The 19876-nt window shown below is 71.7% G+C and carries 20 protein-coding genes; 10 read left to right on the top strand and 10 right to left on the bottom strand.

Going from position 1 to position 19876, the window contains the following annotated elements; translation table 11 throughout:
* Nucleotides 1-8 precede the first annotated feature (8 nt).
* The gene (locus EDD30_RS29255) at nt 9-833 is read left to right on the top strand and encodes a PIG-L deacetylase family protein (RefSeq protein ID WP_084556296.1); all 825 of its coding nucleotides are present in this window, start codon (nt 9-11) and stop codon (nt 831-833) included.
* Nucleotides 834-840: 7 nt separating this feature from the next.
* Here the strand turns inward: EDD30_RS29255 and EDD30_RS29250 are convergent, their stop codons facing one another.
* The 5 genes from EDD30_RS29250 to EDD30_RS29230 all read right to left on the bottom strand — a co-directional run bounded on the left by EDD30_RS29250 (nt 841) and on the right by EDD30_RS29230 (nt 6402).
* Nucleotides 841-2385, bottom strand: coding sequence for a DHA2 family efflux MFS transporter permease subunit (locus EDD30_RS29250; RefSeq protein ID WP_071804802.1), 1545 nt, complete (start codon nt 2383-2385; stop codon nt 841-843).
* A 9-nt stretch (nt 2386-2394) separates the two neighbouring features.
* Entirely contained in the window at nt 2395-3585 is a 1191-nt protein-coding gene (gene solA, locus EDD30_RS29245; protein ID WP_071804803.1) for an N-methyl-L-tryptophan oxidase, read from the bottom strand.
* Nucleotides 3586-3587: 2 nt separating this feature from the next.
* Nucleotides 3588-4568 (bottom strand): methyltransferase, encoded by a 981-nt coding sequence (locus EDD30_RS29240; RefSeq protein ID WP_084556297.1) that lies wholly within the window; start codon nt 4566-4568, stop codon nt 3588-3590.
* Entirely contained in the window at nt 4561-5397 is an 837-nt protein-coding gene (locus tag EDD30_RS29235; protein WP_071804805.1) for a pyrroline-5-carboxylate reductase family protein, read from the bottom strand. The genes EDD30_RS29240 and EDD30_RS29235 overlap by 8 nt, the downstream gene beginning before the upstream one ends.
* A 66-nt stretch (nt 5398-5463) precedes the next feature.
* Nucleotides 5464-6402, bottom strand: coding sequence for a TauD/TfdA dioxygenase family protein (locus tag EDD30_RS29230; RefSeq protein WP_071804806.1), 939 nt, complete (start codon nt 6400-6402; stop codon nt 5464-5466).
* A gap of 573 nt (nt 6403-6975) precedes the next feature.
* On the opposite strand from EDD30_RS29230, the gene EDD30_RS29225 reads away from it, so the two are divergent.
* From EDD30_RS29225 to EDD30_RS29210, 4 genes are all read left to right on the top strand, one after another.
* On the top strand, nt 6976-7656 hold the full coding sequence (locus EDD30_RS29225; RefSeq protein ID WP_071804807.1) for a cytidylyltransferase domain-containing protein: 681 nt from the start codon (nt 6976-6978) through the stop codon (nt 7654-7656).
* A gap of 2 nt (nt 7657-7658) precedes the next feature.
* On the top strand, nt 7659-8843 hold the full coding sequence (locus EDD30_RS29220; RefSeq protein ID WP_071804808.1) for a M20 family metallopeptidase: 1185 nt from the start codon (nt 7659-7661) through the stop codon (nt 8841-8843).
* 28 nt (nt 8844-8871) lie between these two features.
* Nucleotides 8872-9639: a helix-turn-helix domain-containing protein gene (locus EDD30_RS29215; RefSeq protein WP_071804809.1), complete on the top strand. Its 768-nt coding sequence runs from the start codon at nt 8872-8874 to the stop codon at nt 9637-9639.
* A gap of 75 nt (nt 9640-9714) precedes the next feature.
* A complete protein-coding gene (locus tag EDD30_RS29210; protein ID WP_071804810.1) occupies nt 9715-10563 on the top strand; it encodes a glycosyltransferase family 2 protein in 849 nt (282 codons plus the stop codon).
* A gap of 77 nt (nt 10564-10640) precedes the next feature.
* Here the strand turns inward: EDD30_RS29210 and EDD30_RS29205 are convergent, their stop codons facing one another.
* The 4 genes from EDD30_RS29205 to EDD30_RS29190 are packed head-to-tail and all read right to left on the bottom strand — an operon-like array spanning nt 10641 to nt 14870.
* Entirely contained in the window at nt 10641-11435 is a 795-nt protein-coding gene (locus EDD30_RS29205; RefSeq protein ID WP_071804811.1) for an endonuclease/exonuclease/phosphatase family protein, read from the bottom strand.
* A complete protein-coding gene (locus EDD30_RS29200) occupies nt 11425-12873 on the bottom strand; it encodes a phosphatase PAP2 family protein (RefSeq protein ID WP_071804812.1) in 1449 nt (482 codons plus the stop codon). Before EDD30_RS29200 ends, EDD30_RS29205 begins: the two co-directional genes overlap by 11 nt.
* 36 nt (nt 12874-12909) lie before the next feature.
* On the bottom strand, nt 12910-13902 hold the full coding sequence (locus tag EDD30_RS29195) for a YihY/virulence factor BrkB family protein (RefSeq protein WP_071804813.1): 993 nt from the start codon (nt 13900-13902) through the stop codon (nt 12910-12912).
* Nucleotides 13899-14870, bottom strand: coding sequence for a diacylglycerol/lipid kinase family protein (locus EDD30_RS29190; RefSeq protein WP_084556301.1), 972 nt, complete (start codon nt 14868-14870; stop codon nt 13899-13901). Before EDD30_RS29190 ends, EDD30_RS29195 begins: the two co-directional genes overlap by 4 nt.
* A 99-nt stretch (nt 14871-14969) precedes the next feature.
* Between EDD30_RS29190 and EDD30_RS29185 the strand changes: the two genes are divergently transcribed.
* From EDD30_RS29185 to EDD30_RS29170, 4 genes are read left to right on the top strand one after another with little or no spacing between them, the layout of a single operon-like run.
* Nucleotides 14970-15785, top strand: coding sequence for a YndJ family protein (locus tag EDD30_RS29185; protein ID WP_071804815.1), 816 nt, complete (start codon nt 14970-14972; stop codon nt 15783-15785).
* A gap of 17 nt (nt 15786-15802) precedes the next feature.
* Complete coding sequence (locus tag EDD30_RS29180) at nt 15803-16315, top strand: DUF1990 domain-containing protein (protein WP_071804816.1); 513 nt, start codon at nt 15803-15805, stop codon at nt 16313-16315.
* The gene (locus EDD30_RS29175) at nt 16312-17088 is read left to right on the top strand and encodes an MBL fold metallo-hydrolase (protein ID WP_071804817.1); all 777 of its coding nucleotides are present in this window, start codon (nt 16312-16314) and stop codon (nt 17086-17088) included. Before EDD30_RS29180 ends, EDD30_RS29175 begins: the two co-directional genes overlap by 4 nt.
* Nucleotides 17085-17654 carry a DedA family protein gene (locus tag EDD30_RS29170; RefSeq protein ID WP_071804818.1) on the top strand — a complete coding sequence of 190 codons (570 nt, stop codon included), beginning with the start codon at nt 17085-17087 and terminating at the stop codon, nt 17652-17654. Before EDD30_RS29175 ends, EDD30_RS29170 begins: the two co-directional genes overlap by 4 nt.
* 4 nt (nt 17655-17658) lie before the next feature.
* Here EDD30_RS29170 and EDD30_RS29165 read toward each other — a convergent pair whose 3' ends face one another.
* Entirely contained in the window at nt 17659-18588 is a 930-nt protein-coding gene (locus EDD30_RS29165) for a serine hydrolase (RefSeq protein ID WP_084556298.1), read from the bottom strand.
* A gap of 122 nt (nt 18589-18710) precedes the next feature.
* On the opposite strand from EDD30_RS29165, the gene EDD30_RS39990 reads away from it, so the two are divergent.
* A complete protein-coding gene (locus tag EDD30_RS39990) occupies nt 18711-19826 on the top strand; it encodes a hypothetical protein (protein ID WP_211277749.1) in 1116 nt (371 codons plus the stop codon).
* The last annotated feature ends 50 nt before the right edge of the window (nt 19827-19876 follow it).

The raw sequence follows: 19876 nt of genomic DNA, 5'->3' as shown, positions 1-19876 counted from the left end.
TTGCGGCAATGGTGCCTGAATCCCAGGCGGACTTCCGTCCTCGGTTTCCCCTTCCCCGCCGCTTCCACCGGGTGCTGGTCATCGCCGCGCATCCCGACGACGCCGAGTTCAGCTTCGGTGCCACCGTCGCGCGGCTCACGGACGAGGGCGCCCGGGTGACATACCTGGTCGTCACCGACGGATCGCAGGGCGGGGAGGACCCGACCGAGCCGGCGGAGGACCTGGTCGCGAGGCGATACGAGGAGCAGCGGGCCGCGGCGCGGGTCCTCGGCGTCGCCGACGTGGTGTTCCTCGGCTTTCCGGACGGGCTGGTCGCCGACACGCCCGAGCTTCGCCGGGCCCTGACCCGCGAGATCCGCCGGCACCGCCCCGATCTCGTGCTCACCCATCAGCCGCTGCGGTCGCTGCAGTTCCCGATCGGCGCCTCCCACCCCGACCACCTGGCGGTGGGGCAGTCCGCGCTGAGCGCCGTCTATCCCGACGCGCGCAACCCCCGGGCCTTCCCCGAGGTGCTCGCCGAGGGCCTCGCCCCGCACAAGGTGGCCGAGGTCTGGGTGCCGGGCCACGAGCACACCGATCTGCTGGTCGACGTGGATCGCACGGTCGACCGCAAGGTGACGGCGATCCTCCGTCACCGCAGCCAGTTCCTCGGCTCCGCGGATCCGCGCGCGGACGTGCAATGGGTTGTCGACCGGATGCGCGGCAACGGCACGATCCTCGGGTGCGGGTACGCCGAGGCGTACAAGCGCATCATCACGGACGCGCCCGCCGCCGCCGGCCCCACTCCCCCGGCCCCGCAGAAGGGCGGCGAGGTCCCGGTCGCCGCGCCCTGACGGCCGCTCACTCACGGGACAGGTGGACCGGCGTGGCGAAGAACTGCACCACCACGAAGGCGAACACCAGCACGATGGCGGGCAGGAAGACGCTGGCCCCCATGGCCTCGGCGAACGGGCCGCGCAGCAGTTCCGGCAGCGGCCCCAGAGATTGGGCGACGTCCTGCCCCGCCCCGGCCGGCATGCCGGGGACGAGCGGCTCGAGCTTGTCTTCGACCTGGTGCTGCATGAGCACCCCCACCGCGGCGCTGCCCAGCACGGCGCCCACCTGCCGGGTGGTGTTGTAGACGCCGGATCCGGCGCCGGCGAGGTGCAGCGGCAGGTTGCGGTTGGCGGTGGCGGTCAGCGGACCCCAGATGAAGGCGTTGCCCACGCCGATCAGGGCGATCGGCGCCAGCACGTCGGCCACGCCGCTGCTGCCGTCCGCCACGAGACCGACCCAGACGAGGGCGGCGGCGCTGACGACGAAGCCGAAGCCGGTCAGATACCGCGGGTGCACCCGGTCGGCCAGCCTGCCCGCCGGGGCCGCCAGCGCTCCCGAGAGCACGGCCAGCGGGATCAGCAGCGCCGCCGACTCCGTGGGGCTCAGTCCCATCGACTTCTGCGCGAACAGCATCAGGGGGACGGCCATCCCGGTGAACGCGAATCCCATGCAGGCGACGGCCAGATTGGACAGGGTGAAGTTGCGGTCCCGGAACAGGCTGAGGGTCATCAGCGGTTCCTCCGCCCGCGACTGCCACCATACGAACACCGCCAGTGCCCCGACGCCGGCGATGATCAGTCCCCACACCGAGATCGGCAGCGGCCCGATGTCGCGGATGTGCCCCCAGTCGTACCGCTGTCCCTCCTGGAGCCCGAAAACCAGCAGGAACAGGCCGACACCGCTGAGGAGAATGCCCGGGTAGTCGATCCGGTGCCGGTGCGTGGGCAGGTTGGGCACCAGCAGCACCGCGGCGACGAAGGCGAGCACGCCCAGCGGGACGTTGACGAAGAACACCCACGGCCAGCCGAAGCCGTCCACCAGGAGACCGCCGGCCAGCGGTCCCACCAGGATCGCCACCCCCGCCGCCGCGCCCCACAGGGCCATGGCGGAACCCCGCTTGTGCGCCGGGAAGGTACGGGTGATCACGCTCATCGTCTGCGGCGCCATCAGCGCGGCGCCGAGCCCCTGCACCACCCGCGCCGCGATCAGCATCTCCGGCGTGCGCGAGAAGCCGCACCAGGCCGACGCGGCGGTGAAGACCACCAGGCCGATCAGGTAGAGGCGCTTGGGTCCGAACATGTCGCCGAGCTTGCCCGACAGCAGCAGCGGCACCACATAAGCCAGCAGATAGCCGCTGGTGACCCAGATGACCGCATTGAGGTCGGTCTTCAGGTCCACCCAGAGGGCGTCGGCGGCCACCGCGACGATGGTGGAGTCCACCAGGATCATGAAGATGCCCGCCACCAACGCCCAGAGCGCCGGCCAGGGACGGTAGTCGGCGGGCAGCCCGGGCAGCGCGCTCGGCGCAGTGACCGATCCGGCCCTACCGCCGTGCTGTTCGTGATCCATGTGTGCCCCTCACCGTTGCCTCACGCCCGTGGGCGCCGCTCGTTGCGGTCCGAAAGCCGAGATATCGAGCGCCGATCGGCCGTCGATCGCGAGCTGCGCCAGCACTTCGCCGATGCCGGGCGCGAATTTGAAGCCGTGCCCCGAACAGGCGCTCACATAGACGACGCCGGCGATCTCCTGGGACCGTCCGATGTAGAAGCTTTCGTCGCCCGACATCGTGTACACGCAGGATTTGCCGCGTCCCGTGCTGCGCACCCCCGGCAGGAGGTCCTTGATCGTCCGCCAGAGCTCGAGCCGTTCCGCGTCGCTCGGCGGGCGCCGGTCCTCCCCGAGCTCGAGGGGTGACAACTGGCGGTTGTGAAACCCGATCTTCAGGCCACCGCCCACGGCCCGCCACCGGGGCAGCCCGTAGATCAGGGCTCCGGCGGAATTCTCGAAGAGGAAAACGGGGAACCGTCCGAGGAGATGGTCGCGCTGGGACGATTCCGCCAGGTCGAACTCGTAGACGGGGATGCGCATCGGGGTGACCAGCGGGCCGATCTCGCCGGGCAGGAACTCGCCGATCCAGCCGCCGACCGCCAGCACGACCGCGCCGCAGCTCACCTGCCACCCGTCGCCCGCGACCGTCAGAGTGCCGCCGGCCGCGGGATGCAGTGCCCGGACGGCCCGGCCGTGGACGAGGTGGGCTCCGGCGGCGGTCGCCTGCGAGAGGTAGCCGAGCCGGGCGCGATCGGAGAAGAGCATCATGGCGTCCGGCTCGTAGACGGCCACGGCATCGTCTCGGACGTGGAAGGCGGGGAACCGGCGGGAGATCTCGCCGGCGTCCAGATACTCGTGGGCGATGGCGCACCGGGTCGCCGTCTCACGCGAGCCGTGCACCAGCTTCGACGCGGGAGGACCGACGAAGAGGCCACCGGTCGTCACCGCGATGCTGTCCTGAGCCGCCTCGCCGAGCTCCATCCAGCCGGCGTACGAGCGGTTCAGCAGGGGGACGTACTGATCGCCTTCCCAGTACGCCCGGCGGAAGATGCGCGTCTGTCCATGGGAGGAGCCGAGTTCGTGCAGCGGCCCGCCCGCCTCGACGCCGAGGACCCGCAACCCGCGCCGGCTGAGCTGCCAGAGCGCCGACGCCCCCATGATGCCCAGGCCGACGACCACGGCATCGTAGGTGGGCGCGACGGCCGGGATGGTCGTGTCCATGGCTAACCGACGAGCGGCTCGGGTCCGGCGGAATGCTGGAAGGCCCGCACGGGAGCCGTCGTCATCTCCGCGAACGGGAGCAGCCGGGCATGGGCGGGAGCGGGGTCCGCGATCTGGGACACCAGGGAGGGCGTTGCCGGCTTTGTCACGGTGACCTCGGTGATCTCGTAGAACCAGTGGATGGTGTTGCCCTTGGTGACGTAGGTGGCCGCGTAGTCGTGGCGCCCCTGCTCGAACTGGGCCAGCAGGGAGTTGCGTACCTGCAGCCACTCCTCGGTGTAGAACAGCAGCGGGAACTCGTGCCGCTCCAACAGCCGGGAGTGGATGGTGGCGTCGTTCACCGGCCGGTCCGTCGATCGGGAACGCCCGAAGATGTCGGCGATGCCGATCAGCGAGTTCAGGCCGATGATTGCGCGACCGTTCTCCGCCAGATGCTCCGGCAAGTGCTGAAGGAACCGCAGCAGGACGCTGTCGCCGTAGAACATGGCCTCCAGGTCGAGCGAGTGCCGCTTCGCCTCCAGCTCCGCCTTGAGCAGCTCGGACGGGCTGCGCCATCCCGGCGGATTGAAGACGATGAGGTCGAAGCGCTCCCGTTGACCGTCCTCGGCGCCGGGGAACAGATCGCTGTGCCAGAAGTCGATGACCGAGTCACCGAAGTTCTCGAGTTCGTTCTGCCGGGCCGTCGACACCGCCGACGCGGAGATGTCGGTGGCCGCGATGGAGGCGGCTCCCAGCGCGCGGAGCAGCAGCGCGATCGCGCCGCTTCCGGTGCCGATGTCGAGGATGCGGCCGGCGAGCTCGCTCTCGCGGACGTTGCCGACCAGATGGTCCCCGAGGGCGAGACCCGCCTGGCTGACCCGGAACGTCCCCGGCCGGTCGTGCAGGCGGAAGCGGTGTCCGAGGTCGAAGCAGGCATCGTAGGTCTCGCACCCGGGATTGGAAGCCGTGGCGGCGTCACCACCGCCGAGCAACCCTTCAGCCATCGGTCTCACCGACGCGTACGCCCGCGCTCATGGAGGCGAGCTCCCGCGAGCGCAGTGCGGACGCGGTGAGAGCGGCCAGAACCGACTTCTTCAGATCGGCGGCGTCGAACGCGGCGATCCCGCGCTCGGTGGTGCCGTTCGGGGTCATCACCTCGCGGCAGAGCTGCATCGGCGGCTTGCCGCTCTCCGCGATCAGGGTCGCGGTGCCACCGAACACCTGCACCGCCATCTCGCGGCCGGCCGCCTCGGTGAAACCGCAGGACGTGGCGAACTGGCAGAAGGCGTCGACGATGTAGCTGACGAACGCCGGCCCACCACCGCAGATCGCCGTGGCGTCGTCGACCAGCTCCTCGGCGCCGACCCGGAACGCCTTGCCGATCGCCCTCAGCAGCTCGTCCGACTGTGCGATCGTCCGCGGTGACACCGCCGCTTCCGCGAAGTAGACGGACATGCCCTCGAACACCTCGGACGGGGTGTTGGGAATGGCGCGCACGACTTCGGAGGTGCCCAGCGCCGTGGCGATGGCGCGGGACGTGAGCCCCGCCATCACCGACAGCACCGGCGTCCGCGGCGTGAACCGGTGGCGCTGGGCGTCGGCGAAGGCACCGAAGACCTGCGGCGGGATGGCGAGTACGACGAAGTCGCCCTCGGCGATCTCCAGCTCGGAGGCGATCGTGAAACCGCCGTACGCCGACAGCACCGCACGCCGCTCGGCGCTGGTCTCCACGACGACGATGTCGCGGTGAGGCGGCACGCCGAGCAGCCCCCGGACGATCGCGAGCCCCATGTGGCCGCAGCCGACGATGATGAGACGCGCGGCGTTCGTCATTGTCCATCCCCGTTCGAGTTGAAGTGTCGTGGTGCCACGACGAACGCCGAGCAGGACTCGTGCGGATCAGCCGGCCGCACGTGGGCCGGCCCCCGATGCCCCCTGGCGCGAGCCGGCCATCTCCCCGGGCATCGCCGGCGGCTCGAGGTACGAGGTGGCGATGTCGGAGACCGTGGTGCGATGCAGCACGCGGCGCTGCGTCGGGTCGTACGGCCGGCCGCGGTGCATGGTGCACCGGTTGTCCCACAGCACCAGGTCCCCGACCGTCCACTTCTGGGTGTAGACGAAGCGCTCCTGGGTCGCGAACTCGATGAGCTCCTGGAGCAGCGCCTCCCCCTTTTCGACCGGCCAGCCGACGATGTGCGAGGCGTGGGAGGCGAGATAGAGGCTCGTGCGCCCGGACTCCGGGTAGTAATCGACGAGCCGCTGCGGCACCGGCGGCAGGGTGGCGGTGATCTCGCTGTTGAAGCCGTCGAACCCGGTCTTGCGGCGTGAGGTGGCGATGCTGTGCTCCGCGACGAGCCCGTGGAGCTGGCTCTTGCGTTCCTCCGGCAGGGCGTCGTAGGCCGCGCGCAGGTCCGCGTACTGGGTTTCGCCACCGGTCGAGGTGACCTCGCGGGCGGACAGCAGCGAGCACTTCGCCCGCCGCGCCTTGAACGAGCTGTCGGTGTGCCACAACTGGTTGCCCAGGTTGTACTGGTTCAACCGGTCCTTCGGATCCAGGATCCTGCCCTCGTGGTCGAGGTTGGAAATGTCGGTGAACTCGTTGCGCAGGCGCAACGCCTTGCCGGCATAGTTCGGGGCCGTCTCCAGCGGGCCGAAGCGCTCGGTGAAGGCGAGCTGCTGGTCGTCGGTCAGCGGCTGACCGGGGAAGACCAGCACTGCATATTGGTGGAAGGCCGCTTCGATTTCGGCGAAGACATCGTCGTCAATAGGCGAAGCAAGATCGACACCCGTCACTTCGGCGACGAAAACTGGATGCAGTGGTGCAAGCTTTATAGCCACGTGTCTGCTCCTAGCGCGTAGGTATTCACGTCGGAGGTGCGCCGGGCTGTGGCGACGGGGGAAGGGACGGCCTGCCGGTTACCACAGGGCGGTTCCGGCGCCGCGCGAGGTGCCCCGCGAACCCGTCGGCGCCCGGCGGTGAGGTGCGATTCCGTGAGGTGCGGCCCGACCACGCTCCCCGCTGCTGGATCCGGGCGCCGAGCTGGATGATCAGCGGCCGAACATCCACTCGCGACGGATCATGCCCCCGGCCATGAACCGAGACCGTGTCACACGCCAAGTCATGATCACAAGAGACAGTCCATTAACTGACGCGGATGTATTGGTCACACGACATCGAAGCTCCGGCCGTTGACACCTATTTCGGGCAAAGCAGTGGCCTTATGGACCCATTCGGCGGATCACCGAAAAGCGTCGCTGATGCCGCGACGCTTTGCCGACACCGACGAGACCGGGTCGGCAACCGTCTTTCAGCGCTGTTTCATCCGGGGTACAGTGACCTCCGCTTCGATGGATACCGGCCAATGTCATCCACGGTGAAGAACGGGTTCCCTCGCAGAGAGAGAGGACTGGATGAAGTACGTCATTCCCGCCAAGCGCTCGTCGAGCAGGGTGCCCGACAAGAACTACCGCCCCTTCGCCCACGGCAGGTCCCTGCTGGACATCCTGGTCGGGAAGTTGTCCCGCCTCGCCGAGCCCGGCGAGGTGTACATCTCCTCGGAGGACGAGTCGACGCGCCTGCTGGCCGACAAGTACGAGGCCACGTTCCTGCCGAGGCCCGCGCACCTCGCCGAGAACTCCTACCCGTTCCAGTCGGTGGTCAACGAGGTCTGCAAGCAGCTCCCGGACGACGACGACGTGATGTGGTGCCACGCCACGGATCCGTTCTTCGACGACCACGAGGCGGTGGTGCGGGCCTGGCAGACCCGGGACTCCTCCACATCGGACTCCATCGTCGTCGTCTATCCGATGAAGGAGTACCTCCTCGACCAGAACTTCTATCCCATCGGCTTCGGGTTCGGCTCCTGGCACCGGCCCTCACAGGAGCTGCCGACCTTCTACCAGCTCGGTTTCACCTGCTCGATCATGACCCGGCACGTCGCGACGACGCTGGGACTCGTCGGCGCCCGGCCGATGTGGCACCAGGCCTCGAACCTCACCATCGACATCGACACGCAGGCCCAGTTCGACCTCGCCGCCCGGCTCTACGAACTGGGTGACGCCCCCGCCGGGCGCGAGGGCACCGGAGCCTAGGCTTGCCTGGCATCGACGAGCAGACGCTGGCGCGGTCGGTCGCCGAACTGGTCCGCATTCCCAGCGTCAATCCGCTCCACGCTGGGCCGCGCGCCGAGGAGCACGGGCCCGTCGGGGAGAGCGCGCTCGCCCTCCGGCTCGCCGAGCGGTTCCACACGTACGGCGCGGACGACGTCATCCTGGACGAGGTGTCGCCCGGCCGCCCGAACGTGTACGCCCGCTTCCGCGGGCGGTCCGAGCGGCTCGTCGCGGTGGACGTGCACACCGACACCGTCACCGTCGAGCACATGACCGACCCGCCGTTCGACGGTCGCCTCGCGGAGGGCAGCGTGTGGGGCCGTGGCGCCCTCGACAGCAAGGCCACCATGGGCGTGATGCTCTCGCTGCTCGACGCGTGGCACCGCGACGGGCTGCGGCCCGGCCCGACCCTCCTGCTCGTCGGCTCCGTCGGCGAAGAGGCCGGCGGTCTGCTCGGCGCGACGCGATTCCGGCCGTGGGCGGAACACCAGAGGCTGGCAATCGACCAGATGCTCGTGGCCGAACCCACCGAGTTCCGTCCGGTACACGGCCTGAAGGGCCTGGTACTCATCGACGTGACCGTGCACGGCGCCGCCGCCCACTCGGCGCGTCCCGATCTGGGCGTCAACGCCATCGAGGCGATGGCGCCGGTGATCGCCGCCTTCGCCGCCGAGCACGAGCGGCTGCAGACCCTCCCGCCTGATACGGAGGTGGGCACCGGCACCGTGTCGGTCACCCAGATCTCGGGGGGCACGGGCGCCAACGTGATCCCCGACCGCTGCGCGATCTCGGTGGGCCGGCGCATCGTGCCGGGCGAGGATCCCGACGAGGTGCTGGCGCGGATGTCGGCGATCGCCCGGGACGCCTGTCCGGTGCCCTGCGAGGTCACCTCGCTCCTGCCGCCGACGCCGGACGGCAAGGCCGGATCGCCCGCCTTCTACCAACGCCCCGACAGTGGTCTCGTCCGGTTCCTGGCGGACGCCTGCGGGACCGCCCCCGCCGTCGCGCCGTTCGGCACGAACGCCCTGCGGTATTCCGGCCTGGCGCGGGAGCTGGTGATCTTCGGCCCCGGTTCGATCGAGCACGCCCACCAGGCCACCGAACGGATCGCCGTCGCCGACCTCGTCCGCCTCGCCGGCGTCCTCGAGGCCTGGCTCGCCCCGGGGTGAACCACCACCGGCCCAGGAGAGGAAAGAGATGACGACTGCCACGGCGGCAGAGACGGTCGACCGCGTGTTCGCGCCGGTCCAGCAGTTCACCCGCGGCTATCTGCTGGCGAAGTCGACCGATGCGTACGGCATCGAGCTGGGCTTCGCGTCCGGCAGCCAGTTCTGGGTCGTCGGCCGTGCCGGTGTCCTCGGCGGCTGCCCCGCGGAGGTCGCCGCGGCGGCCATCGCGTTCGAGCCCTTCGACGCGGTGCGTACGGCCTGGCACGCCGTACCCGCCGGGTTGACGCACTATGAGGTGGCGCGGCACTACCGGGACCGCATCGCCGCCTGGGGCGACCGCTGCCTCGCGGGCGTCGACCGGAGCGCCCTCGACGCCGTCGACGTCCTGGGGCGCCGGATCGTCGAAGCGGCTCCCGCCGCGCTCGGCACGCTCTTTGCCGGCTGGCGTCACCTCCCGGTCCCAGCCTCGCTGCCGGGCCGGGCCGGGCTGACGATCCACCTCCTCCGTGAGATGCGCGGCGCCGCCCACATCGCCGCGATCCTGGCGTGCGGCCTGACCCCGCTCGACGCCATCCTCGCCGCGCCCCATCCGCCGCCGCGCACGGGTCCCGCCTATGCCGAGCGGATGGGATACCGGGGGCCCTTCCGGGATCCGGAGGAGGTGCGCGAGCAGCGTCTGGAGGCCGAGCGGCTGACCTCGGCGATCCTCGTGCCGTACTTCGCCCCCCTCGGCCCGCAGGGGCTCGCCCGCTTCGGGGCAGCGGTCGAAGCCACCTGCGCCACAGCAGTCCCCTGAGACACTCTGATTCCTTGCCCTTCCTTTGAGATCCGCTAGAGGTTGGCTTGAGGTAGCCCTCCGATCTCTTGGGGCATGACCGCCACGCTGGAAATCGCCCCCGCCGCCCCGCTGAACGACGCGACCGCCCTCTGGGGCCGCGCCGCCGCCGGTGTCGAGCTCTCCGTCGTGGTGCCGTTCTACAACCCGGGTGCGGCGCTGCGCCGCACGATCGAGCGCCTGGTCGCCTGCCTGACCGACGCCCAGATCGGCTTCGAGGTCATCGCGGTCTCCGACGGCTCGACCGACGGCTCGGCGCAGACCCTGGGCGGGCTGCCCGGCGTGCGGGTCATCGACAACGCCGTCAACCAGGGCAAGGGCGCCGCCCTGCACCAGGGCTTCTCCGCCGCCCGCGGTGCCTGGATCGGCTTCGTCGACGCCGACGGCGACATCGACCCGCAGCACCTCGTCGAGTACCTGTTCGTGGCGCGGGCCGGCGGCCACGCCCTCGTCTACGCCGACAAGCGTCACGCCGACTCGAACAGCGCCGCGACCGGCTTCCGCAAGCTGGTGTCGCTGTCCTACTCGACCATGGTCGCCGGGATGTTCCGCCTCGACGTCCGCGACACCCAGACCGGCTGCAAGATCGTCCGCCGCGACGTCCTCGCCGCCGTCCTCCCCCGGATGCAGGAGCGCCGCTTCGCCTTCGACCTGGAGCTGTTCGTCGCCGCCGGTGCCGCCGGCTTCGACAACCTCAAGGGCGCCCCGGTCCGCCTCGAGGAGCGCGTCGCCGGCTCGACCGTCACCACCAAGAGCATCGTCCGCACCATCCGCGACACCTTCGTCATCTACCGCCGCCAGCGCAGCGCCCACTACCGCCCCGCCGCCGAGGTCGCCACCCCGGCCGCCCCCCGCGCCGCGGTCCGCCTCGCCTACGCCGCCTGAGCCGCCACACCGCCCGAGCCCTGCGCCTGAGCCGCCACACCGGCCGAATCGCTACACCGGCCGAATCGCTCAACGGCTCACGAGGCCGCGGCGAGATCCAGTTCGACCGCGACCGGATAGTGGTCGGAGGCCCACTCCGCCTCGTCACCGCGGATCACCCGCGCACGGACGACCCGGTCGGCCAGCTCCGGGCGAGCCATGACGTAGTCCAATCGCATGCCACAGTTGGAGAACTCCCGGCCGCCGCCCCGGGTCGTCGGCACGGTGAGGCCGTCGCCCTCACCCGCCGCACGCCACACGTCCACGAACCCGGCCCCGCCCAGCGCCTCGATCGCCCGGGTGTCGGGCCGGCCGTCGGCGCCGAGGTGCCGGCGGCGGAAGAGCGGCGCCAGAGCGGCCAGGCGCTCGGTGTGCGCGGTGTGCGGATCCAGGGCGTTGAGGTCGCCGGCGATGACGGTGAGCGGTCCGCGGTAGCGGTGGGCGAGCCAGCGGGCCTCGCGCAGCCGCCGGTACGGCCAGAACGGGTTCAGGTGCGTGCTGACCACCGTCAGCGGCCCGGCGGAGGTGGGCATCTCCACGGCGGCCGCGGCGTGGTGCAGCCGCCAGCGGACCGACGAGCGGCTCGCGACGCGCAGCGGCGGGCGTACCAGCACGGCCACCGGCTGACCGAAGGCCGACGGCGCCAGGTGCGCCACCATGCCGAGCGCCTCGGCCACCTCGCGCATGCGCTGGCCGTCGTGCCGCGCGAAGTCGCGCAGCTCCTGCAGGGCGACGACGTCCGGGCACTCCCGCTTCAGCAGGGCCACGACCGCGTCGAGCCGGCCGCCGCCACCGCCGGTCTTGATGTTCCAGGTGATCAGGTCAAGCGTCACGACGCACGTCCGCGTTCGGCCGGATCGAGAGGTACAGCACGGTCAGCCAGCCGGCGGTCAGCAGCGCGGCGCCCAGCATGTCCGTGGGGTGGTGCATCCCCCGGTACATCCGGGACACCCCCACGCCCAACGGCATGATCACGGCGAGAACCACGAAGATCCAGCGCCACCGGTACGCCCGCAGCCGCGGCAGGACCAGCACGGCGATCGCGGCGTAGAGACACATCGTCGCGGCGATGTGCCCGGAGGGGAACGACGACGTCGGCAGCTTGCCGTCGAGCTGCTCGACCGGCGGGCGGGGCCGGTCCACGGCGGCCGAGGTGCAGAGGAAGAGGGTCAGCTCGCCGACCATGGCGAGCACGACGTAGAGCACCACGCGCCAGTGCCGCCAGACGGCGAGGGCGACCGGGCAGAAGACGAGGGAGACGAGCAGGATGGCGTGCGTGTCGCCGGCCTTGCTCCACGCGTGGCTCACGTCGTCCCACCCCGGTGTCCGCATGCTCTGCAGCCACGTCGGCACGGCGTCGTCGAACCGGCCGATCCAGGTGCCCTCGGTCTGGTTCGTCAGGGTCCAGCCCAGCAGGTAGAGCAGGCCGAAGACGAAGACCCAGCCGACCAGGATCTCCATGGCCCCCGCCCACGGGTGCGGCAGAAGGTGCTCGCCGGGCGTGCCGGGACGCACGTCGGCGGCGGCCTCGGGCTCCAGGCCGTTCTCCAGCGGCACCTCCGGGCGGCCGATCTCGCGGCGCCAGACCCGGAAGGCGTACGCGGTGACGCCCAGCCAGGCGGCGCCGAGCAGCCAGCCGGCCAGCACGTCCGAGACGTAGTGCACGCCGAGCGAGATCCGGGTGACTCCGATCGCCGCGACGATCACGGCCACCACGGTGATGAACCACTTGCGGTGCCGCGCCGAGACGGCCGGGAGGAAGACCAGCAGCAGGGCCCCGTACACGACCATCGAACCGAGTGCGTGGCCGCTGGGGAAGCTGTTGCCGGGCGCGGTGGCGACCGGCACGTCGACGACCGGGCGTACCCGGTCGATCAGGGCCTTGAGCGACGGATCCATCAGCAGTGCGCCGACCCCGGTGACCACGAGATAGATCGCGAGCCGGAACCGCTTGCGGATCAGCAGGGCGACCACGGCGATGGTGACCAGCCACATCATGATCGGCCGGCCGCCGGCCCGGGCGACGAGGTCCAGCGCGTCCACCACCGCCGGTTGCGGCGACACCAGATCGTTGAGGCCGTCCGCGGCACCGGCGTCGAGGCTCTCCAGCGGGCCCCACCGCCCGCGGACGAGCAGCAGCAGCACGCCGAAGCCGAGGCCGAGCGCGATGACCACGAGCAGGCCCAGCAGGCTGCGCTCGGCGAAGTGGGCCAGGGGTCTGGCGCGCACCGGCTCCGGGGCCGCCGTCCTGTCCTGCTGCTCGGTCACCATCGGGGCTCCTGGGCTCGGGAGGGGGTGCGCCCCGGTTTACCCCGAGCGCTCTCCCGGTACACCGGATTCCTCGGTGCCCGGCTCCCAGCGGTCACGCAGCGCGGGCCGGGTGACGCCGACCCGCTGCGCCTCGAGCTGGGCGGCGAAGGCGAGGCCGAGGAAGAGCGCGATGCCGGTGAGGTTGGCCCACAGCAGCAGCGCCATCATCGCGGTGAGCGGCCCGTACGTGGCGCCGAAGCCGTCGCTGACCAGGACGTATCCGGCCAGCAGCAGGCTGGCGACCCACCACAGCACGGTGGCCAGGGCGGCACCGAAGAGCAGCCAGGTGAGCCCGGGCTGGCGGCGACGCGGGGAGTGCCGGAAGAGCAGGCCGACCGCGAAGACGATGAGCACCAGGCTCAGCGGCCACCGGACGATGTCGAAGGCCATGCGGGCGTCGTAGTCCCAGCCCACCTGCCGGGCGATCGACTCGCCGGTCGCGTGGCCGGCGACGAGCAGCAGGAAGCCGAAGAGCGCGGGCAGGCCGGCCACGACGGCCAGCACGGCGGCGCGCACGTACTTCTCCAAGGCCTTGCGGTCGCGTTCCACGCCGTAGATGCGGTTGGCGCCGCGCTCGATCTGTGCCATCGCCGTGGTCAGCGCCACCAGGCCGGTGAGCAGGCCCAGCCCCAGCGCCAGCTCGCCGGTCTCCTCGGTGCGGTCGTCGTCCTGGAGCAGTTCCCGCACCAGCGGTTCGCTGGCGCCGGGCGTAAGCGCGAGCACGGTGTCGGCGACGACCTGACCGCCCTCCTCGACGCCCAGGTCGGTGGCGAGGCCGGACAGCGCGATCATGAACGGCACGATGGCCAGGCAGAGCTGCAGGGCCAGGGCGCGGGAGTGGCTGAAGCCGTCGCCGTACCGGAATCGGACGAACGCGTCCCGCAGCAGATGCCACCGCCCGTAGTGCCGCAACGCGAGAAAGGCATCGTCCGCCGAAAGCTGGTCGCCCGGCATCATCTTGGTCTCGGGTACCGGCTCGGTGCTGCTCACTTCTTCCCCTCGGCCGCGGCGCGCACCTCCTCGGCGGCCTGCTCAGCGGCGCCGCTGTCGTAGGCGAGGTCGGGATCGCCGTCCGGCTGGGGCACGCACAGCAGCAGGGCACGGGGCCGGATCCCGATCGACATGCCCACGCCCGGCTCGATGAGGTCGCCGTCGAGCTGGCGCGGCTGCGGCGAGATGCCGCGGATCTCGACCCGCTTGGCGGTGTACCTCTCCATCCGGGGTATCCGCTCCCGGCGCCGCACCACCGCCCAGGCCAGCGCCGCCCAGTGGGCAAGGTTGCGCGGGCTGAGGATCGCGACGTCGAGGCGGCCGTCGGCCGGGTCGGCCTCGCTGAGCAGCCGTACGCCGCCCTGCAAACGCCCCACGTTGCCGACGATGACGGTCCGGGCCCGGCGCCGCAACGCCGGCTTGCCGTCCAGCGAGATGACCACGGGCATGGGCTTGTCCCGCAGGTGTTTGAGCGCGCCGCCCACGTACGCGATCCAGCCGATGTGCTTCTTGGCGGTCTCGGAGGTGCCCTCGAGCATCTGCGCGTCGAAACCCATCCCGGCCATGACGGCGAAGCACCGGTCGCCGCAGACGCCGACGTCGATCCGGCGCCGGCCGCCCTGCAGCGCGATCTCCACGCCGGTGGCGGCGTCGCCGTTGAGGCCCAGGTTGGCGGCGAGCAGGTTGCCGGTGCCGGCGGGGATGACGGCGAGCGCGACGTCGGTGCCGGCCAGGGCGCCGACGGCCGCCATGAGCGTGCCGTCGCCACCGCAGACGAAGACCAGTTCGGCGCCGTTCTCGATCGCCGCCAGGGTCTGGCCGCGGCCCGAGTCCTCCCGCGTCGTCTCCAGCCACTGCGGCTCGGGCCAGCCGGCCGTCGCCAGTCCCTTGACGATCGTGCGGCGCAGCAGGTCCAGGTCGGGAACCTTCACGGGGTTCACGACGACGGCGGTACGCGGTCCGGTCACGGCGACAGTGTGCCTGACCGGGATCACATCGGCGACCCGAGCATTCAGGGGTTACAGTGACATCAGCAACTTGAACGTGTTCAAAAGAGGAGGGTCGCGATGTGGGTGCTGGTCAACCTTCTGGTCGTGGTGGGCATGCTGCTCGTCGTCCCGGCCGGGCTGCGGCTGCTGGACGACCCGGCCGCGGCATTCGCCCGCCGGTTGTGGCCCTTCGGCGCCGCGGCCGGGGCGCTCAGCCTGTGGCTGCCGCGCGGCGAGGTCGCCACGGCGCTGGCCACCGGCTATGCGATCACGGCCGCGGTGCTCTGTGCGTACGCGCTCGGCAGACCGGCCCGACCCCGCCGCGAGTGGGCCGCCGAGGCCGCGGTGCTGACCGCCCTGATCGGCCCGGCGGTCGCCGCCGGCGCCCTGGTCGCCGAGCGCAGCGGATATCACCTGTTCGGGTTCGAGCTGGACGTGCTGTCCCTGACCGTGGCGCACTTCCACTTCGCCGGGTTCGCGGCGGCGCTCATCGCCGGCCTGCAGACCCGCGTCCGGCCCGGACCGGCCGCCGACGCCGCGGCGCTGACCGTGCCGGCCGGCACCCTGATCGTGTTCGTGGGCTACTTCACCACCGAGTGGGTCGAGCTCGCCGGCGCCCTGGTGCTGACCGTCGGCATGTGGACCGTGGGGGCGCTGACCTGGCTGCACGCCCGCACCGGCGCACCCGACCGGGCCACCGCGGCGCTGCTGGGCGGCTCGGCCCTGGTGCTGGCGGCCTCCATGGTGCTCGCGCTGAGCTGGGCGCTGGGCGAGGCCACCGGCCTGCCGCACCCGTCGCTCGCGTGGATGGCCGCGACGCACGGGGTGGCGAACGCGCTCGGATTCGCGGTGTGCGGCATGGTGGGCTGGCGCCGCGCCGGGGCAATGGTCTAGCTGAGGAAAGGACACCGATGTTCACATACGCCGAGGTCGGCGCCACCCTGCACGAGTCGCTGCCCGCCGGTTACCGGCACCTGCGTTACCGCACCCTGATCGGGCGCGACGCCGGCGGCGCGGTCTTCGACTGCGCGGCCGAGGCGATCCTGACGTTCCGCATGCACCGCCGCACCGGCGCCCGGATCCGCACGGACGCCGTCCGGGCCGCGCCGGGCGTGCGGGTCACCGTCGGGGCCGGGCCGCTGCGCGTGCCCTGCGAGGTGGTGTGGACGGCCGAGGAGCCGCACCGCGCCGGATTCGGGTACGGGACGCTGCCCGGTCACCAGGCCCGCGGCGAGGAGGCCTTCCTCGTGGAACGCGACGCCGACGGGCACGTGTGGTTCTCCGTGACCGCGTTCAGTCGGCCCGCACGCCCGCTGATGCGGCTGGGCGGACCGGTCGCGGTGCTCGCCCAGCATCTGTACGCCCGGGCCTGCGGTCGCGCCCTGAGGAAGGTGTGCGCGGCGTCCCGTACGGTTGATCCGTGACCGACACGAGCGTCACCTGGTGGGGGCACAGCACCATGTGGCTGGCCGACTCCGGCGTCAGCCTGCTCACCGACCCGTTGCTCACCGACCGGCTGATCCACCTGCGCCGGATGGCGGGACCGACACCCGCGCTGCCGGGCGCGCCGGACGCGGTGCTGCTGTCGCACCTGCACGCCGACCACTTCCACATGCCGTCGCTCAAGGCGGTGCCGGGCGAGCCGCTGCTGGTCGTTCCCCGGGGCGCGGCCGCCTTCGTGGCCAGATCTCTGGGCCGGGCGTACGGCGACCGCTGCGTCGAACTGGTCCCCGGCGAGCAGACGACGATCGGGCCGGTCACGGTCCGGTCGGTGCCCGCGGCCCACGACGGCGGCCGGGGACCCTGGTCGCGCCTGCGCTCGGTGGCGATGGGCTTCGTCGTCGAGGGCGCCGGCCGCACCTGGTACGCCGGCGACACCGGCCTGTTCGACGGCATGTCCGCCCTCGGCCCCCTCGACCTGGCCCTGATCCCGGTCGGCGGCTGGGGTCCCACGCTGGGCGCGCACGGCCACCTCGACGCGGCCGACGGCGCGGAGGCCCTGCGCCGGGTCAAGGCCGCCTGGGCGGTGCCGGTGCACTACGGCACGTTCTGGCCGGTCGGCATGGCCCGCATCCGCACGCACATGTTCCGCGACCCGGGCACGGAGTTCGAGCGCCGGGCCGCGACGGCCGCGCCGGACGCCCGGGTGCGGGTCCTGGCCCAGGGCGAGACCCTCACGATCGAGCCGGCCGCGTGATCTCCGAACTCGGCGCCCTGGCCTGGCTCTTCGCGGTCGTGGCCTTCGGCGCGATCGTCCCGGTCGTCCCCACCGGCGCGGCCGTCAGCGGCGCGGCGGTCCTCGCGTTCCATAACCACCCCCTGCTGATCGTCCTCGTGATCGCCGCGGGAGCCGCCGGCGCCTACGTCGGCGACCTCGTCATGTACGCGATGTGCCGGGCCGGCGGCGAGCAGCTCGCCCGGCGCCTGCGCTGGCTGCGCGACGAGGAACGCCTGGTACCGCTGAAGGTGAGGCTCCAGCGCAGCCAGGTCCCGGTGCTGCTGGTCTCCCGCCTGCTGCCCGGGGGCCGCGTGCCGGTCCTGCTGGCGGCGGCGTTCCTGGGTATGAGCTGGCGCACCTTCGTCGTCGCCAACCTGCCGGCGTGCGCGCTGTGGTCCGCCGTGTACGCCGGCATCGGGGTGGCGGGCGGCTCGATCTTCCCGGAGCCGTGGCAGGGCGTGGTCGCGGCCATCGCCCTGGTGCTGGTGATCGGCCAGGCGGTCAACGTGGTGAACAAGCGGCGCGCGGCCGCCAGCAGGGCCTAGAGCGTCAGTACTTCAGGTGCTCGCGGGTCAGCGTGGCAACCTTCTCGACGAGGCCGATGCCGGCATTCATCGACGGGTTGTTGTGCGACAGGACCGCGATCGAGACGTCCGTGTGGTCATCGGCCGACACGACCCGGCCGATCGAGTTGATCGCCCACCGGCCGCCGTCCGCCGTCCGGGTGTCCCAGCCGTTCTTGACCGTCGCCGCCTCGCCCCGCTCGGCGACCTGCGGGACGCCCCACTGCTGGCTGTCGACGACCGTACTCATCATCAAGAACGCGGTCTGGCGGGAGTCGGCGTCGAGCGGGCCGCGGCTGTCCACCAGCACGTCGAGCAGCTTGACCTGATCGTCGACCGTCGTCCTGGTCAGACCCCAGGCGGTCCGGACCTCGGTCTCGGTGAGACCGAGGCGCTCGTTGCACCTCGTGATGGCGGCGCGGCCACCGAGCTGCCCGAAGAGCGTGCTGGTGGCGTCGTTGTCGCTGCGCCGGATCATCGGCTCGGCCAGCGCCCGCTCCCCCGAGGTGAGCTCGCGCTCCTCGTCCTGGGCGCGCAGCAGCAGGCAGGCCAGCACCTGCACCTTGACGATGCTGGCGGTGTCGTAGGCTTCCGAGCCGCGGTAGGAGTAGTGCTGGCCCGTCCGATTGTCGAGGACGGCGACGGAGAACTCGGGGGCCTCGGCGGCGACCTTCTTCAGGGCGGCGTCGAGCTTCTTGGCCCGCTGGGCCCGCTCCGCCTTCGCCAGCTCCTCGGCGCTCGGTCCACGGGAAGCCGGGGAAGCGCGGGGCGTCGACGTGCCGCCGCCGATCGTCAGCGAGCTGGGCAGCAGCCCGCCACCGCCGCGGCCGTCCTGCACCCCGAGCCCGATCAGGGCGACGCCACCCACGATGATCACCACCGCGAGCGCGAGGATCCACTGCCGCGTAAGCCGCACCCATGCATAGTGCCGTGCTTCCGGCGAGATCCCAAGCGTTGAGGCGTCAGGATCACGTCAGAACACCCTGTGCATGATCACTTGTACGGTTCGTCATGGACACGGTGGGCACAATGAGGGGCATGTCCCTCCTCCCCTCCCCCGCTGCCCTCGTCGACCTCTCCCGCTACGCCGTCGGTCAGGTGGTGGGCACGGCCGCGACCCTCGCCACCGTCCCCGTGCGGCTGCTGAGCCTGCTGGGCCAGACCGAGCTGCTCGTCGGCCGGGTCACCATGCTCGCCGAGCGCGCCGACGGCCTGATCGACCGGATCGAGCACGCGGTCGACGCCGTCGAGTCCCTGATCGGCCGCGTGGACGAGACGGTCGCCGGCGCCCGCACCCTGATGACCCGCGTCGACAGCACCGCCACCGGCGCCGACGCGCTGATGGCCCGCGTCGACAGCACTGTCACCGGCGCCGACGCGCTGATGGGGCGGGCCGGTGGTACGGCCGGTGACGTGGAGGCGCTCGTCGCCCAGGCGGGTGGCACGGCGGGTGAGGTCGAGGCCCTTGTCGCGCGGGCCGGCGGCACCGCGGCGGCCGCGGAGGCGATCATGGCGCGGGTGGGCGCCACGGCCGAGGAGGCCGAGACGGTCATGGCCCGGATCAACGGCGCCGCCGCGCAGACCGAGGCGCTCATGGCGCGGGTCCTGCTCACCGCCGCGGAGGCGGAGGCGCTGGTGGCGCGGGTCGATCGCACCGCCGACGATGCGGGCACCCTGGTCGCCGGGGTCGGCGGCACCGTCGGGGACGCCGCCGAGGCGATCCGCGAGACCAGGGCGATCCTCGCGGCGGCGGCGCTCGCGGTGCAGGAGGTCGCGGCGATCACCAGCGCCGCATCCGCCGTGGTGGCGCAGGCCGAGGGCACCTCCACGGAGGCGAAGGAGCTGCTCGACGGCTACGCGCCGACGCTGCGCCGCGCCGCTCCGCTCGCGGCCCGCTTCGTCGAGGAACTGACGCCCGAGGAGGTCACCGCGGCGATCAGGATGATCGACGAGCTGCCGCGCCTGCGGGAGCACCTCAGCAACGACGTCATGCCGCTGCTCGGCAAGCTGGACCAGGTGGGGCCGGATCTGCACGCCCTGCTGGCGGTCACCAACGACCTGCATCTCGCCATCGTGGGCCTGCCGGGACTGAAGCTGCTGCGCCGCCGCGGCGAGGAGCGGGTGGCCGAGGAGAACCTGCCAGACGCACGCTGACCTGTGCCTATTTACCGTCGTAAACATTGACGAAACAAACTGTACACAGT

The organism is Couchioplanes caeruleus, assembly GCF_003751945.1.
GTDB classification, from domain to species: domain Bacteria; phylum Actinomycetota; class Actinomycetes; order Mycobacteriales; family Micromonosporaceae; genus Actinoplanes; species Actinoplanes caeruleus.
The sequence above is the reverse complement of the archived record's forward strand: the minus strand, read 5'-3'. Positions and strand labels throughout refer to the sequence as shown.

Coding starts and splice junctions, on each gene's coding strand:
- EDD30_RS29255 (WP_084556296.1), top strand. CDS start 9: ATGGTGCCTGAATCCCAGGCGGACTTCCGTCCTCGGTTTCCCCTTCCC.
- EDD30_RS29250 (WP_071804802.1), bottom strand. CDS start 2,385: ATGGATCACGAACAGCACGGCGGTAGGGCCGGATCGGTCACTGCGCCG.
- solA (WP_071804803.1), bottom strand. CDS start 3,585: ATGGACACGACCATCCCGGCCGTCGCGCCCACCTACGATGCCGTGGTC.
- EDD30_RS29240 (WP_084556297.1), bottom strand. CDS start 4,568: ATGGCTGAAGGGTTGCTCGGCGGTGGTGACGCCGCCACGGCTTCCAAT.
- EDD30_RS29235 (WP_071804805.1), bottom strand. CDS start 5,397: ATGACGAACGCCGCGCGTCTCATCATCGTCGGCTGCGGCCACATGGGG.
- EDD30_RS29225 (WP_071804807.1), top strand. CDS start 6,976: ATGAAGTACGTCATTCCCGCCAAGCGCTCGTCGAGCAGGGTGCCCGAC.
- EDD30_RS29215 (WP_071804809.1), top strand. CDS start 8,872: ATGACGACTGCCACGGCGGCAGAGACGGTCGACCGCGTGTTCGCGCCG.
- EDD30_RS29210 (WP_071804810.1), top strand. CDS start 9,715: ATGACCGCCACGCTGGAAATCGCCCCCGCCGCCCCGCTGAACGACGCG.
- EDD30_RS29200 (WP_071804812.1), bottom strand. CDS start 12,873: ATGGTGACCGAGCAGCAGGACAGGACGGCGGCCCCGGAGCCGGTGCGC.
- EDD30_RS29185 (WP_071804815.1), top strand. CDS start 14,970: ATGTGGGTGCTGGTCAACCTTCTGGTCGTGGTGGGCATGCTGCTCGTC.
- EDD30_RS29180 (WP_071804816.1), top strand. CDS start 15,803: ATGTTCACATACGCCGAGGTCGGCGCCACCCTGCACGAGTCGCTGCCC.
- EDD30_RS39990 (WP_211277749.1), top strand. CDS start 18,711: ATGTCCCTCCTCCCCTCCCCCGCTGCCCTCGTCGACCTCTCCCGCTAC.